Origin of the sequence: Microbispora corallina (assembly GCF_016863035.1) — a bacterium.
GTDB lineage: Bacteria > Actinomycetota > Actinomycetes > Streptosporangiales > Streptosporangiaceae > Microbispora > Microbispora corallina.
On the sequence record NZ_BOOC01000001.1, the window covers coordinates 172,776 to 186,908 of the forward strand.

Here is a 14,133-nt window from a genome sequence, read left to right on the forward strand (position 1 = left end):
AGCTGCATTACATCCTGGCCTGAAGCTTCCAGGAAGGGTGCCAGGACGACGGACGGGGGGTGCTGGCACCACCACCGGTCCGCAAGGTGACGCCCTCGCCCGGAGCGGCCGGGATTCCTACGTTCAGAGCATGCGAGTCGAATCGACGATCACCTCGATCTCCTGGATCCCGTCCGAGGCCGTCGGGGGCTACACGAAGCCGGCCTTCACCGTGGGCCTGACGCACTACGACGATCCGCCGCCCGACGCGATAAACGACCTGGACGCGCTGCGGGACGCCGACCGGTTCCGGTTCGCCAACCGGCTCACGGTGTGGGCCGAGTTCGACGGCGACCGGGTGACCGGCCACGGCGCCGGCGGCGGCCTGGTCATGGGCGCCACCACCGTGCGGCTGGGCCCGCTGGGCGTGACGTTCGCCGCGCTCGGCCTTCCCGACCTGCGGCCGGAGCCCCAAATGGGCGACGGGTGGATCAGGTTCACGCAGACCGCCGGGGGCCGGACGGCGTTGCCGTTCCCGCGCCGCATCGCGCGGCCGCCCTATCTGCGGCTGCAGTCGCCGCTGGTGTGGACGACGCTCTCGGTGACCCTGTACGCGGACGGCCGGGCGGAGGCCATGCTGGAGGGCGCCAGCCCGTTCCCCCGGCACTGGGTCTACGGCCCGGACCACCGCCTGACGATGAAGGCCGGTCTCACCGACTTCGCGGCCTGGGCGACCCAGGAGGGACCCGCCCGGACGCCCTGGGGCGACGAGGACTCCCCCGTGCTGGTCACCGCCGCCGAGACCGCGCTGGAGCGGGAGCTGTCCCTGCTCATCATGCGCGGCGGCGCCCGGCCACTGATCCGCTCGCTGCCCGCCGGCTCCTGCCTGGTGCGGCAGGGCGAGCCGGGCTCCTCCCTGTTCCTGCTGCTCGACGGCGTCCTCGGCGTGGACGTGGACGGCCGTTCCCTGCCGGAGCTCGGCCCGGGCGCGATCCTGGGCGAGCGCGCCGTGCTGGAGGGCGGCACCCGCACCGCGACCCTGACCGCGCTCACGCCGATCAGGGTGGCGGAGGCCCCGGCGGAGTCGGTCGACCGGGAGGCGCTGACCCGGCTCGCCCAGGGACACCACCGAGAGGACCAGCTGACGTGAGGCTCGCGATGCTCGGCGTCCGCGGCTCGACCCCGGCGCCGGGCTCAGCCTTCACCCGGTACGGCGGCAACACCAGTTGCGTCGCCGTGCTGCCCGGCGACGGCGACGCCCCCGCCCTGGTCCTCGACGCGGGCACCGGCCTGCGGGGGCTCGGCGGGCTGCTCGGCGACGCGGCGTTCCACGGGTCGATCGTGCTCACCCACCTGCACTGGGACCACGTGCAGGGCCTGCCCTTCTGCCCGGCGCTCGACCGCCCCGACGCCCGGGTCGACCTGTACCTGCCGTCGCCGCGGCCGCTGGAGACGCTGACACGGGTCATGTCGCCGCCGCACTTCCCGATCACGCCGGACGGCCTGGGCGGCGCCTGGCGGTTCCTGACGTCGGCCTCCCGCACGATCGAGGGCTTCGACGTCACGGTCGCCGAGATCTCCCACAAGGGCGGCGTCACCCTCGGCGTCCGCGTCGAGCGCGACGGCCGGTCGGTCGCGTACCTGCCCGACCACTGCCCGCAGGCGGGATGCGAGGCCGCGGCCGAGCTGGCCGCCGGCGTGGACCTGCTGCTCCACGACGGCCAGTTCCTGCCCGGGGAGCAGGCCATGGCCGACGCCTACGGCCACGCCACGACCGCGGACGCGGCCGCCTTCGCCGCGCGCTGCGGCGTCCGCCGGCTCGTCCTCACCCACCACGCCCCCACACGGACGGACGACGCGCTGGACGTGCTGGCCAAGGAGTTCGAGGTCGCCCGCGAGGGCGACGTCCTCGTCCCCTGAGCCCGGTGGGGGTCAGGCGAGGCAGGCGGGCCCGAGGAGCTGCTTCAGGTCGCCCATCAGGGCCGGCGACGGGGTCACCCGGAGCCGGTCGTCGAGGCGCATGACCGTGGTGCGCGGCCCGTTGTGCACCTGGAGGTGCACCTCGGTCGTACCGGGGTGCGTGGTCAGCACCTCCTTGAGCCGTCCCACGACCGGCGGCGTGCACCGGGCGATCGGCATGCTCACCACGAGCGGGCCGCCCGACTCGGCCGTGAGGTCCGGCGCCGTCACCTCCATGGCGATGACCTTGGCCACGTCCTCGCGCTTGTCGAGACGCCCCTTCACGAAGACGATCGCGTCCTCGGCGAGGATCGTGGCGCACAGCTGGTACGCCGACGGGAAGATCATCACCTCGATGGAGCCCTCCAGGTCCTCCAAGGTGGTGAGGACCCAGGTGTCGCCCTTCTTGGTGACCTTGCGCTGCACGCCCGACAGGATGCCGCCGACCGTGACGACCTGGCCGTCCGGGCGGCTGTCGTCCTGGAGGGCGGCGATCGAGCAGTCGGCGCCGGAGGCGAGGATGTGCTCGACGCCCAGCAGCGGGTGGTCGGACACGTACAGCCCGAGCATCTCCCGCTCGAACTGCAGCAGCGTCGTCTTGTCCCACTCCCCCGGCGGGATCTGCACGTCGAAGGTCTGGTCCTCCGCGCCGTCGATCGCGCCGAACAGCGAGTCCTGCCCGATGGCCTCGTTCTTCTTGATGTCGATGATCGCGTCGACCGCCTGCTCGTGCACCATCAGCAGGCCCTTGCGGACGTGGCCGAACGAGTCGAACGCCCCCGACTTGATCAGCGACTCGATGACCCGCTTGTTGCACACGATGGCGGGCACCTTGCGCAGGAAGTCCTTGAAGTCGGAGAATCGGCCCTTCTCCTTGCGGGCCGCGATCACGCCGTCGACGACGTTGGCGCCGACGTTGCGGACGGCCGACAGGCCGAATCGGATGTCGCTGCCACGCGGGGTGAAGTCGAAGTCGGAGTCGTTGACGTCCGGCGGGAGCACCTTGATGCCCATGCGGCGGCACTCGTTGAGGTAGAGGGCCGACTTGTCCTTGTCGTCCTTGACCGAGGTCAGCAGGGCCGCCATGTACTCGGCCGGGTAGTTGGCCTTGAGGTAGGCCGTCCAGTAGGAGACCAGGCCGTACCCGGCGGTGTGGGCCTTGTTGAAGGCGTAGTCGGAGAACGGCAGCAGGATGTCCCACAGCGCCTTGATGGCGGCCGCGGAGTAGCCGTTCTCCTTCATGCCCTTCTCGAAGAACTCGAACTGCTTGTCCAGCTCGGACTTCTTCTTCTTGCCCATGGCGCGGCGGAGCAGGTCGGCGCCGCCGAGGGTGTAGTTGGCCACCTTCTGGGCGATGGCCATGACCTGCTCCTGATACACGATCAGGCCGTGCGTCGTGTCGAGGATGTCCCGCAGGGGCTCCTCGAGCTCGGGGTGGATCGGCGTGATCTCCTGCTGCCGGTTCTTGCGCAGCGCGTAGTTGGTGTGCGAGTTCGCGCCCATCGGGCCGGGCCGGTAGAGCGCGAGGGCCGCGGAGATGTCCTCGAAGTTGTCGGGCTTCATCAGCCGCAGCAGCGTGCGCATGCCGCCGCCGTCCAGCTGGAAGATGCCGAGGGTGTCGCCCTTGGCCAGCAGTTCGTACGTCGTGCCGTCGTCGAGCGGCAGGTCGAGCAGCTCGATCCTGTTGCCGGTGTTGCCCTCGATCATCTTGAGGCAGTCGTCGATGATCGTGAGGTTGCGCAGGCCCAGGAAGTCCATCTTCAGCAGGCCGAGCGTCTCGCAGGTCGGGTAGTCGAACTGCGTGATGATCGCGCCGTCGGAGTCGCGGCGCATGATCGGGATGTGGTCGGTCAGCGGCTCGGCGGACATGATGACGCCGGCCGCGTGCACGCCGGTCTGCCGGATCAGGCCCTCCAGGCCGCGCCCGAGGTCGATCGTCGACTTGACGTCGACGTCCTCCTCGTACAGCTTGCGCAGCTCGCCGGCCTCGTTGTACCGGGGGTGGTCGGAGTCGAAGATGCCCGACAGCGGGATGTCCTTGCCCATCACCGCCGGGGGGAACGCCTTGGAGACGCGGTCGCCCAGCGCGTACGGGTAGCCGAGGACGCGGCCCGCGTCCTTCACGGCCGCCTTCGCCTTGATGGTGCCGAACGTCGCGATCATGGCGACCTTGTCGGCGCCCCACTTGTCGGTCACGTAGCGGATCACGTCGGCGCGCCGGCGCTCGTCGAAGTCGATGTCGATGTCGGGCATCGAGACGCGCTCGGGGTTGAGGAAGCGCTCGAAGATCAGGCCGTGCGGGATCGGGTCGAGGTCGGTGATCCCCAGCGCGTACGCGACCAGCGAGCCGGCGGCCGAGCCGCGGCCCGGGCCGACGCGGATGCCGTTGGTCTTGGCCCACATGATGAAGTCGGCGACCACGAGGAAGTAGCTCGGGAAGCCCATCTGCAGGATGACGGAGATCTCGTTCTCGACCCAGGTGCGGTGCTCGTCGTCCACACCCTCAGGGAAGCGGCGCCGCATGCCCTCCCAGACCTGCTCCCGGAAGTACGCCTCCTCGGTCATGCCCTCCGGGATGGGGTAGGTGGGCATCAGGTTCTTGTACGGGAAGAACCCCTCGGGATCGACCTTCTCCGCCACGAGCAGGGTGTTGCGGCAACCCTCCTGCCACAGGTCGGAGGAGTCGACGGCGCGCATCTCGTCGGCCGACTTGAGGTAGTAGCCGGTGCCGTCGAACCGGAACCGGTCCGGGTCGCTGAGCTGCTTGCCGGTCTGGATGCACAGGAGGGCGTCGTGGCCGGCGGCGTCCGACTCGTACGTGTAGTGGGAGTCGTTGGTGACGACAGGCGGGATGTCCAGCTCCCGGCTGATCCGGGTGAGCCCGTCGCGGACCCGCCGCTCGATGTCGAGACCGTGGTCCATGATCTCCAGGAAGTAGTTGTCCTTCCCGAAGATGTCCTGGTACTTCGCGGCGGCCTTGAGCGCCGCGTCGTACTGGCCGAGCCGCAGGCGGGTCTGCACCTCTCCCGACGGGCAGCCGGTGGTGGCCATGAGCCCCTCGGCGTGCTCGGCGAGCAGGTCGTCGTCCATCCGGGCCCACTTGCGGACGAAGCCCTCGGTGTAGGCGCGGGAGCTCAGCTTCATGAGGTTCTGCAGCCCGGTCCTGTTGCGGGCCCAGATCGTCATGTGGGTGTAGTAGCCGCCGGCCGACACGTCGTCGCTCTTCTGGTGCGGCTCGCCCCACAGCACCGGCTTCTTGTGCAGCCGCGACTCCGGTGCGACGTACGCCTCGATGCCGAGGATCGGCTTGACGCCGGCGGCGCTCGCCTGCTTGAAGAAGTCGTACGCGCCGTGCATGTTGCCGTGGTCGGTGATCGCGATCGCGGGCATGCCGAGCTCGCCCACGAGTTTGAACATCTGCTTCAGCCGGGCGGCGCCGTCGAGCATCGAGTACTCGGTGTGGACGTGCAGATGCACAAACGAATCACCCATGAGACCCCCAACATCGCCGCCGCTGCCCAGGTGCGGATCAGAGCCTACGCGCGATCCCGTACCCGTGGGACTCAGGTGATTCAGATCCTATCCGTCCCCGCGGCGGCCCAGGTCAGGGCCGCCTCGCTCCTCCTCGGCCAGGCGGAGGCCCGCTTCGATCACGGCGTTCATGACGGGCCGCAGCAGCTCCTCGCCGAGGCGCGGCGCCCGGCGGGCCATGGCGGCGACGAGGCGGCGCTCGCGGTCCATGTCGCGTCCGCGGAAGCCGCCCACGGGCTTGAGCCGCTGCACGGTCCCGGCGAGGGCCGCGCGCCGGTCGAGCAGCGTCGCGAGGGCCGCGTCGACGCGGTCGATCGCGCCCCGGGCGGCGTCCAGGCAGCCGGGCTCCTCACGCCGGACGAGCGGCGCGAGCACGGTCGCCGCCTCGCGGGCCTCGTCCGCCGCCGCCGCGGTCCCCGCCGTCCCCGGGCCGAGCATCAGGCCGTCGGCGCCCGCCGCCACGGCCGCGGCGGCGAGCGAGCCGTCCTCGCCGAGCGCCGCGAGGACCGGGCGGCCCGACCGCTCCCGCGCGGCCCGCAGCAGGGCGAGGTCGAGCGTCACCCCGCCCAGGTGGGTACGGCTGCCCGACTCGCAGAGCGCCACGCGGTCGTTGCCCTCGGCCCGGCAGTACTCGGCCACGGCCAGCCACTCCTCCAGCGTGGCGGCCTGGCCGCGCTGCACGACGACCGGCAGCCCGAGCCGCGCCGCCGCGCGGACCAGCGCGAAGTCCTGCATCCAGGCCGCTCCGATCACCACGCCGTCGGCGTGCCCGGCGATCGCCGGCAGGTCGGCGGCCGAGAACGGCTCCACGAGCAGCGGGCCCGCCCACTCGGTCCGGGCCTTGGCGATCGCCTCGTCCGCGGCGACCCGGCCGTGCGCCTCCCGCAGGCTCAGCCACCGCGCGTCGTCGCCGCCGATCACCCCGACGGGGTGTCCGTGTCCGACGGTCAACGTCCCGATCCGTACGGCACAGGGGTCTTCGGTCATCTCGGCTCCTCGATAGGCCGGTCGCCCGGAACCGGCTCGTCTGACAACGACACTCGTCTGACAACGAAAAAGGCAGAGGCGTCGCGCCTCTGCCCTCAGCCGGCTCCGGATCCTGTCGCTAGCTCACCGTCGAGCGACCGGCCCTCCCGGAGCCGGCCACGTAAAGGTGAAATACCGAGCCATGCGTCCGACCTTAGCAAACGCTCCAGCCGATCCGGGATGGCCTGTCTCATATTTCGGAATTGGGGTAGAGGGCACGGCGCGGTCAGGTTGATCCCTTTGCCATCCATGGGACGATTCATGCGTCCAGGAAGGGGTTCGTGTGGCGCGTGCGGAAGGCCGGCTCGTCGGAGGCCGGTACCAGTTGATGGAGCCGATCGGCCGTGGCGGCATGGGCGTGGTCTGGCGCGCGCATGACCGGCTGCTCGACCGCGCGGTGGCGGTCAAGGAGGTCCGCTACGACAGCGCGATGGGCGACGAGCTCAGCGACCTCAACCGCAGGACCATGCGCGAGGCCCGGGCCGCCGGCCGGCTCACGCACCCCAACGTGGTCGTCGTCCACGACGTGATCGAGGAGGACGAGCGCCCCTGGATCATCATGCAGCTCGTCCAGTCCCGGTCCCTCGGCCAGGTGATCAGAGAGGACGGCCCGCTCTCCCCGGAGCGGACGATCGAGATCGGGCTGCAGATCCTCGACGCGCTGCGCGCCGCCCACCGGCAGGGCGTACTCCACCGGGACGTCAAGCCGGAGAACGTGCTGCTCACCGACGACGGGCGGGTCGTGCTGACCGACTTCGGCATCGCCCGCCTGGAGGCAGACTCCACGATGACCCGGACGGGCCTGGTCGGCACGCCCGCGTTCATCGCCCCCGAACGGCTGCGGGGAGAGCCCGCCCAGCGGGAGTCGGATCTGTGGTCTCTGGGCGCGACCCTGTACACGGCCGTGGAGGGCAGGCCGCCCCACGACCGGGGCATGGCCATGGCCACGATGCACGCCGTGCTGAACGAGGACCCCGCCCCCGCCGCCCGCGCCGGGCGGCTCGGGCCCGTCCTGATGCGGATGCTGGCGAAGGAGCCCGCCGACCGTCCCGGGTACGACGAGCTCGCCCGGCTGCTCAAGCAGGCGCTGCGCGAGGCGGCCCTCCCCACGACCAAGCCCCTGCCGGCCGCCCCCGCGGAGGACGCGAGGCCGTCGGCGGGCAGGCAGCCGTACGCGTCGCCGGGCGAGCCCCCCTCCACCGGGTCCCGGGCGGGGAGCCCCTCGCGTCCGGCCGCGCCCTCACGCGACGCCGCGGGTGCCGCCGGAGGCGCGGGAGCGGCCGGTGGTGCGCGTGGTCCGGGCTCCCGCAAGACGCCGACAGGACCCTCCTCCTCGGACGGCCCGGCCTCGGGCGCCGACGACAAGGCTGCGGGCGGAGCCCCGGCGAAGGGCCGTCCGGCAGCCGGCGCGGGCGACGACCGCCCTGAAAGCGCAGCCGCCGGAGCGACAGGCGGTGCCGCAGGCGGGACCGCCGGAGACGCGGCGGCCGGGCCTCGGGCCGGGACCGCCTCTGGGACCGGGACCGCGGCCGGCGAGACAGACGGCGCGGCCGCCCGGGGGGCCGGCGCGGCCCGCACGCGGGCGGCGACCACAGCAGGCGCAGGCTCGACGGGCGCCGCGTCCGGCAGAGGGGCGAGCGCGTCCGGCACGGGGGGCACGGCCGCGTCCGGCGCGGGCGCGGCGGTCGCTCAGGAACGGTCGGGCGACGCCGGCGAGGACAGGCCCCCAGCCGGTCCTGAGCCGTCCGGCGCCTCCCAGGCCGCGACGGGCGCCTCCGGCTCTTCGCGCGTCACCGGGGACGAGGACGTGCCCGGCCCGGCCGAGGTGACCTCGCCGATCCCCGTCGTCCAGGAGGATGTGCCGGAAGCGACGTCCGGGCCTGTCGCGGACGACGACACCGGTTCGGCCGGTCCGTCGTCATCCGGCGAGGAGGCTCCGGGCGTCGACGAGGGCCCGGCGGACGCGCCCGCCCGCGACGGCGCCACCCGGATCGCCCCCGCGGTGGGCCGTACCGGCGGCCAGGAGGGCCGCCCGGGCACCGGCGACCGGTCCGGGGCCGCGAAGGGCGCGGCCCCGGCGGCGCTCTCCGGGACGGCGGCGGGCTCGGGCAGCCGCGCGGAGCCTCCGGACGGCGCAGCCGGGGCGGGCGGCAGCGGGAAGGCGGATGCCGCGGGCGACGCGGCCCAGGCGAGCATCGGCCGCCGCGAGACCGCCCCCGGCGCTGGCCGGGCGGGCACCACGGGCGGCGCCACTGCCGACGCCGGCCGAGACACACACGGAGACCTGGGCGACGCAAGCCGGGCGGGCACCAGCGGCAGCGGTGCGGCACGCGGCGCGACGCCCGACGCCGGGCGGGCGGGCACGGCGGACCGGGCGGCCGCGAGCCGCGCCGTCGGCGACCTGGGCGCGGAGGGCGCCTTCCACCAGGGCGGCCGGTTGGCGCCGGACCCCGGGAACGGGGCGGGGGCGGCCGTGCCCACCCAGCGCGGCAGGGTCTGGAGCGGCGACTCGGCGACCGGGCCGGTCCGCCAGAGCCGCGCCCCCATGCTCAAGATCGCGCTGGTCCTCGTCCCGGCGCTGCTCGCCATCGCGGCCGTGGCCGGCTACCTCGGGCTGCGGGAAGGCGAGCGCAGTTCGGGCCAGGCGACCGGCCCCGCCACCACGGGCGGGCCGACCCACAAGGCCACGAACGGCGCCTCGCAGGCCCCGCCGTCCCCGGCCTCGTCGGCCCCGCCGTCCGCCTCGGCGTCGCCGAGCGACGAGGGCACGCCGTCCCCCTCCGCCACGTCCTCCCCCAGTCCCACGGCCTCGAAGCCGGCGGACGCGCCCGACGGCTGGCACCGGTACAAGGACTCGACGGGCTTCTCGATCGCCCTCCCCAAGGGCTGGAGCGCCTACAAGCGCAGCGGGACGGCGGTCTACTTCCACGGTCCCGGCACCTCCGGCTTCCTCCTGATCGACCAGACGAGCAGTCCCCGCAAGGACGCCAAGAAGGACTGGGAGAACCAGGAACGCGCGCGGCGGTCCACGTTCGCCGACTACAAGCGCGTGAAGATCGAGTCGGTGGACTACTGGGACGAGGCGGCCGACTGGGAGTTCACGTTCGCGTCGGGCTCGGGCCGCCAGCACGTGGTGAACCGGGGGTTCGTCACGGACAAGCACCACGGTTACGCCATCTACTGGAGCACCCCGAGCAGCAGCTGGGACGAGGACCACCACTACTTCGAGACCTTCACCGCCACCTTCAAGCCGGCGAAGTGAGGCGGGCCCCCGGGAGCCGGGGGCCCGCGACGCTTCACCAGGAGGCGGGCTTGCCCTTCTGGTACAGCCAGACGTCGAAGAACGCGGTGAGGTCCATGCCCGACGCCTTCTGCGCCGCGTCGACGAACTCGGCGGTGCTCGCGTTGCCGTACCGGTGCCCGGCGACCCAGTCCTTGATCAGCTTGAAGAAGACGGCGTCGCCGATCTTGCCACGGAGGGCGTGGAGGGTCATCGCGCCCCGGTTGTAGGGGACGTTGCCGAACATGTCCTCAGGTCCGGGGTCGGCCGTGACGACCTGCCAGAACGACGAGGTCGCCGCCCGCCCGTAGTTGCTGGAACTCGCGAACGTCTGCTGCGCCGTCGCTCCGCCCGTGTGCTCGGTCCACAGCCAGGTGGCGTACGTGGCGAAGCCCTCGTTCAGCCAGATGTCCGACCAGCGGGCCGGGCTGACCGCGTCCCCGTACCACTGGTGGGCGAGCTCGTGGGCCATGGTCCCCACGCTGGGCGCGCTGGAGAAGATCGGCTTGGTCTGGCTCTCCAGCGCGTAGCCGACGTCCGGCGCGCGGTCGACGATCGCCCCGGCGGAGCCGAACGGGTACGGCCCGAAGATCGAGCTGAAGTACTCGAGGATGTCCGGGATCCTGGCCACGGCCGCGGCCGACTGGGTCGCCAGGCGGGGGTCGACGGCCGTGTAGACGGGGACCCCGCCCGGCGTGACCGACTCGGCGACGGTGAACGTCCCGAGGGTCACGGTGGCCAGGTAGGTCGCCATCGGCTCGGCCTGGTCCCAGACGAACGTGGTCCGGCCGCCGGCGGTGGTCTTCGACACGAGCCGCCCGTTGCCCACGGCCGTGACACCGTCGGGCACGGTGACGTGGAACGTGAACGTGGCCTTGTCGGTCGGGTGGTCGTCGCCGGGGAACCAGGCGGGCGCGCCCTGCGGCTCGCCGGGCACGAACGCGCCGTCGTCGGTGGGCACCCAGCCCTCGATGGAGCCGTCCGGGTCGGTGATCACGGGCGGGGTCCCGGCGTACGACGCGACCACGGTGAACGTCTGACCCGCCTTGAGCTTGGGCCGCGGGCTCACGACGAGCTCCTGCCCGGCGCGGGTGAACGACGCCTTGTGCCCGTTCACGGTGAGGGACGTGACGTCCGGCCCGCGGAAGTCGAGGTCGAACGCGTCCATGTCCTGCGTGGCGGCCGCCGTGATCGTCGTCGTGGCGTCCATGTACCGCGTGGCCGGGTCGTAGGAGAGGGCGATGTCGTAGTGCCGCACGTCGTACCCGCCGTTGCCCTGGTCGGGGAAGTACGGGTCGCCGGCGCTGGGGGCGCCCGCCGTGTACCGCGGCTCGCCCGGGTTGCCCGGGGCCGCCAGGGCGGGGGCGGCCGCCGGGACGCCCGCCAGGGCGCCCAGGACGGTCGCGAGGGCCGTGCCGATGATCCGGCGCGATCTCATGTGGTTCCTTTCGGCGGGTCCGGCCGGCCGCGACCGGCCGGACCCTCGTGTTTCTCGGTTGGTGCGATCAGGCCACGACGGACCGGAGCGGGACTCCCGTCTCGCGCAGGTCACTGATCAGGTCACGGAGGAACGGATGCTCGTCCGCCGCGAGGCCCTGGGGGTTGGGGATCGTGATGTACGACGACCCGCCGGCGCTCGCCGTCCGCGCGGTGCCGGTGTACTTCGCGACCACGGCCTGCGCCCGGGCGAGGTCGGCGTCGGCCACCTGGATGGTGATGGGCCGCCACTCCCCGCCGAGGTCGTCGGGCTCCGGCGCCTTCTCCGCGGCCGCGCGCCGGGCGTCCGCGCCGGGCGTCGGGGCCGCCGCCCGCTGCTGCGGCGCCTGCTGCGCGGGCGCGAGCAGCGCGTTGGCGACCAGGTGGATGCCGTTCTCGTTGTAGGCGCGGAACAGGGGGTTGTACGCGAACAGGACGGCGTGTCCGGCGCCGGCGGGCTCGTCGACGAGCGCGGTCGTTCCCTTGAGCGCGTCGGCCCCCACCGTGTAGCCGTTGGACCAGAACGTGCCGTCCGCCGGGTAGGTGAGGACGTTCACACCGGTCGTGCTGGGGTTGAGGATCGGGTCGCCGTTGTTGAACTGGAAGTCCTCCGCCGGCCGGCCGAGACCGATCGGACTGCCGGCGGCCACGTCCACGCGGAAGTGGGATCCGATGACCTGGTAGCCGGTCGGCTTCGCCTTCTCCGTGGTGGAGGTGAGCCCGGCGGCGCGGGCGACCCGGGTGCCCTCGTTGCGCAGCCCGACGTACGTGCCGCCTGCGGCCACCCACGCCTTGAGGTTCGCCAGGCCCTGGGCGTCCAGGCCGCCGGTGGCGCTGCTGCCGTCGGGGACGACCAGGACGGTGCGCCGGGTGAAGGCGGGGGTGTTGCCGTTGACGTCGGCCGCCGTCACCGGGGTGAGGGTCAGCCCCCACCGCGCGCCGAGCACGTACCGCGCCTCGCCGTACGAGCCGGAGGTGGTCGAGATTCCGGTCCCGGCGAACAGGCCGACGTCGGGGGTGCGCAGGGCGGTCCCCGCCGCCGGGCGCGCGGCGCCCTCGACGGTCACGCCGGACGAGTTGGCCAGCCTGTCCAGCGCGTCCAGGCCGACGGCGGAGGCGGGCAGGCTCACCACGCCGGTCGTGAGGTCGCGGGTGACGGGCACGCCCATCCCGAGGAGACGGAAGGTCAGCTCGGAGGCCGCCGCCGAGTCCATCGGGTAGGAGTAGGAGCCGCCGCGGGGCGCGGGCCCGGTCACGCCGCCGTCGCCGTCCTTCACGAGCTCGGCCTTCGGCTGCAGCGCGTCGCCGGTGTAGACGGTGTCCACGCCCATCAGCAGCGGGTTGCTCCACGACGAGACGTCGTAGAAGTACGGGAACGGGACGTACGGGTCCTCCCCCAGCAGCGCCTGGATCCAGTGCTTCTGCGGCTGGTCCATCGGGATCCAGTACGCGCCCTCGGGGACGGTCAGGTCATGGGCGGAGCGGCCGCCGAAGATCCGCGCGTTCGGCACGGTGAGGGCCTTCTTGACGCGGTAGACCTCGACGTCCATGCCGCGCAGCCGGTCGACCAGCCGCCGTACGTCGCCGATCTGCCGGTCGGGGAGCAGGAAGTACGACCGGACCGTCACGTCCGGCACGGGGAACTGCACCGTGTTGGCCGGCTGGACGACCTGGTTGGGCTCGAGCGCGCCCCGCGCCCCCTCGTCGAGGGCCGTCCGCCAGATGTCGTAGTAGCCCTGGAGGACCTCCCGCTTGTTGGCGGCGGCCCAGCCGGTCGTGGCCCACTGGGTGTTGAACTGCTGCTGGACGCGGTCCTCGTCGGCCGAGGCGCTCCCCTTCTCGAACGTCATGCCGGCCGCGCCGAACCCGGTGGACGGGACGGTGTCGCCGTATCCCATGTAGAACAGGTCGTAGGTGGCGTAGTTGAAGAAGCACTCGGTGGTGACCGTGGCGGTGCAGGCGCCGTTGTAGCCGAAGCCCGCCGCGTTGGCGGCGCCGATGCGGTTGATCCAGTCCACCGGCTGGTCGGCGATCTCGTGGTGGATCGGGTCGGCGTTGGGCGGGAAGAAGTACTGGCGGCCGCCCATCTCGTGGGCGTCGACGAACACCTGCGGCGGGTAGTCGCGCAGCATGTCGATCTTGCCGTCGGTCTCCGGCTGGGTGCGGGCGAACCAGTCGCGGTTGAGGTCGAACCCGTAGGCGTTCTGGCGGCGGCCCGCGTCCCGGCCGTCCGGGTTCTGGGTCGGCACGATGACGGTCACCAGGTCGTCGTTGCGCAGGGCCACGTCGCAGGACAGGCCGGAGGCCAGCTCGTAGAGGGTCTTGAGCGCGGCGTCGGCCCCGCTCTTCTCGCCTCCGTGGACGTTGCCCGCGATCCACACGATCGCCGGGGTGTCCGCGGCGATGCGGGCGGCCTTGTCCGGCCGGAGAGACCGGGGATCCCGCAGCGACCTCACCTGATCGGCGATCTTGCGCAGCTGTCCCGGGGCCATGTTGTGCTCACTCGACACGATGGCGTACGGGAGGGCCTGGCCCGTCACGCTGTGGGCCACGGTGCCCGTGACCACCCTGCGGGACGCGCGTCCCACCGCGTCCACGTATTTGCCGATCTCCTCCGTCGTGACCACCCGGGGCTGGCCCTTCCCCAGGGGGAAGCCGAGAACGGACTCGGGGGTCGGCACCTCGCTGAGATGGGCGTTCTGATCCTGGACGCACCCCGGCTTCGCCGGGTTCGCGTGGGCGGGCGCGCTCATGGGCAGGACGAGCGCGGCGAGCGCCGTGACCGCGATTCCCACCGCCTTTCCGTACCTGGGTTTTCCGCACGTCGCTGTGCCTGGCCGCATGCTGTTCCTCTCGGGGAGCGGGGAAGACGACACCGGCGA

At 72.6% G+C, this 14,133-nt stretch carries 7 protein-coding genes; 3 read left to right on the forward strand and 4 right to left on the reverse strand.

All coding sequences use genetic code 11. The annotated features are described in order from the left end of the window. The first annotated feature begins 130 nt into the window (after positions 1-130). The gene (locus Mco01_RS00830; protein WP_204054974.1) at positions 131-1,129 is read left to right on the forward strand and encodes a cyclic nucleotide-binding domain-containing protein; all 999 of its coding nucleotides are present in this window, start codon (positions 131-133) and stop codon (positions 1,127-1,129) included. Beyond that, positions 1,126-1,899, forward strand: a complete 774-nt coding sequence (locus Mco01_RS00835; RefSeq protein ID WP_204054975.1) for an MBL fold metallo-hydrolase — start codon at positions 1,126-1,128, stop codon at positions 1,897-1,899. Before Mco01_RS00830 ends, Mco01_RS00835 begins: the two co-directional genes overlap by 4 nt. 12 nt (positions 1,900-1,911) lie before the next feature. Here Mco01_RS00835 and dnaE read toward each other — a convergent pair whose 3' ends face one another. Continuing rightward, on the reverse strand, positions 1,912-5,430 hold the full coding sequence (dnaE, locus tag Mco01_RS00840; RefSeq protein WP_204054976.1) for a DNA polymerase III subunit alpha: 3,519 nt from the start codon (positions 5,428-5,430) through the stop codon (positions 1,912-1,914). An 87-nt stretch (positions 5,431-5,517) separates the two neighbouring features. Then, positions 5,518-6,456 carry a chorismate mutase gene (locus tag Mco01_RS40050; protein WP_204054977.1) on the reverse strand — a complete coding sequence of 313 codons (939 nt, stop codon included), beginning with the start codon at positions 6,454-6,456 and terminating at the stop codon, positions 5,518-5,520. 322 nt (positions 6,457-6,778) lie between these two features. Here Mco01_RS40050 and Mco01_RS00850 point away from each other — a divergent pair, with 322 nt between their 5' ends. Next, the gene (locus Mco01_RS00850; protein ID WP_204054978.1) at positions 6,779-9,757 is read left to right on the forward strand and encodes a serine/threonine-protein kinase; all 2,979 of its coding nucleotides are present in this window, start codon (positions 6,779-6,781) and stop codon (positions 9,755-9,757) included. A 34-nt stretch (positions 9,758-9,791) separates the two neighbouring features. Here the strand turns inward: Mco01_RS00850 and Mco01_RS00855 are convergent, their stop codons facing one another. Further along, a complete protein-coding gene (locus Mco01_RS00855; protein WP_204054979.1) occupies positions 9,792-11,213 on the reverse strand; it encodes a M1 family metallopeptidase in 1,422 nt (473 codons plus the stop codon). 67 nt (positions 11,214-11,280) lie between these two features. Further along, a complete protein-coding gene (locus Mco01_RS00860) occupies positions 11,281-14,046 on the reverse strand; it encodes a M14 family zinc carboxypeptidase (RefSeq protein WP_204054980.1) in 2,766 nt (921 codons plus the stop codon). Positions 14,047-14,133: the final 87 nt, after the last annotated feature.

Coding starts and splice junctions, on each gene's coding strand:
- Mco01_RS00830 (WP_204054974.1), top strand. CDS start 131: ATGCGAGTCGAATCGACGATCACCTCGATCTCCTGGATCCCGTCCGAG.
- dnaE (WP_204054976.1), bottom strand. CDS start 5,430: ATGGGTGATTCGTTTGTGCATCTGCACGTCCACACCGAGTACTCGATG.
- Mco01_RS40050 (WP_204054977.1), bottom strand. CDS start 6,456: ATGACCGAAGACCCCTGTGCCGTACGGATCGGGACGTTGACCGTCGGA.
- Mco01_RS00855 (WP_204054979.1), bottom strand. CDS start 11,213: ATGAGATCGCGCCGGATCATCGGCACGGCCCTCGCGACCGTCCTGGGC.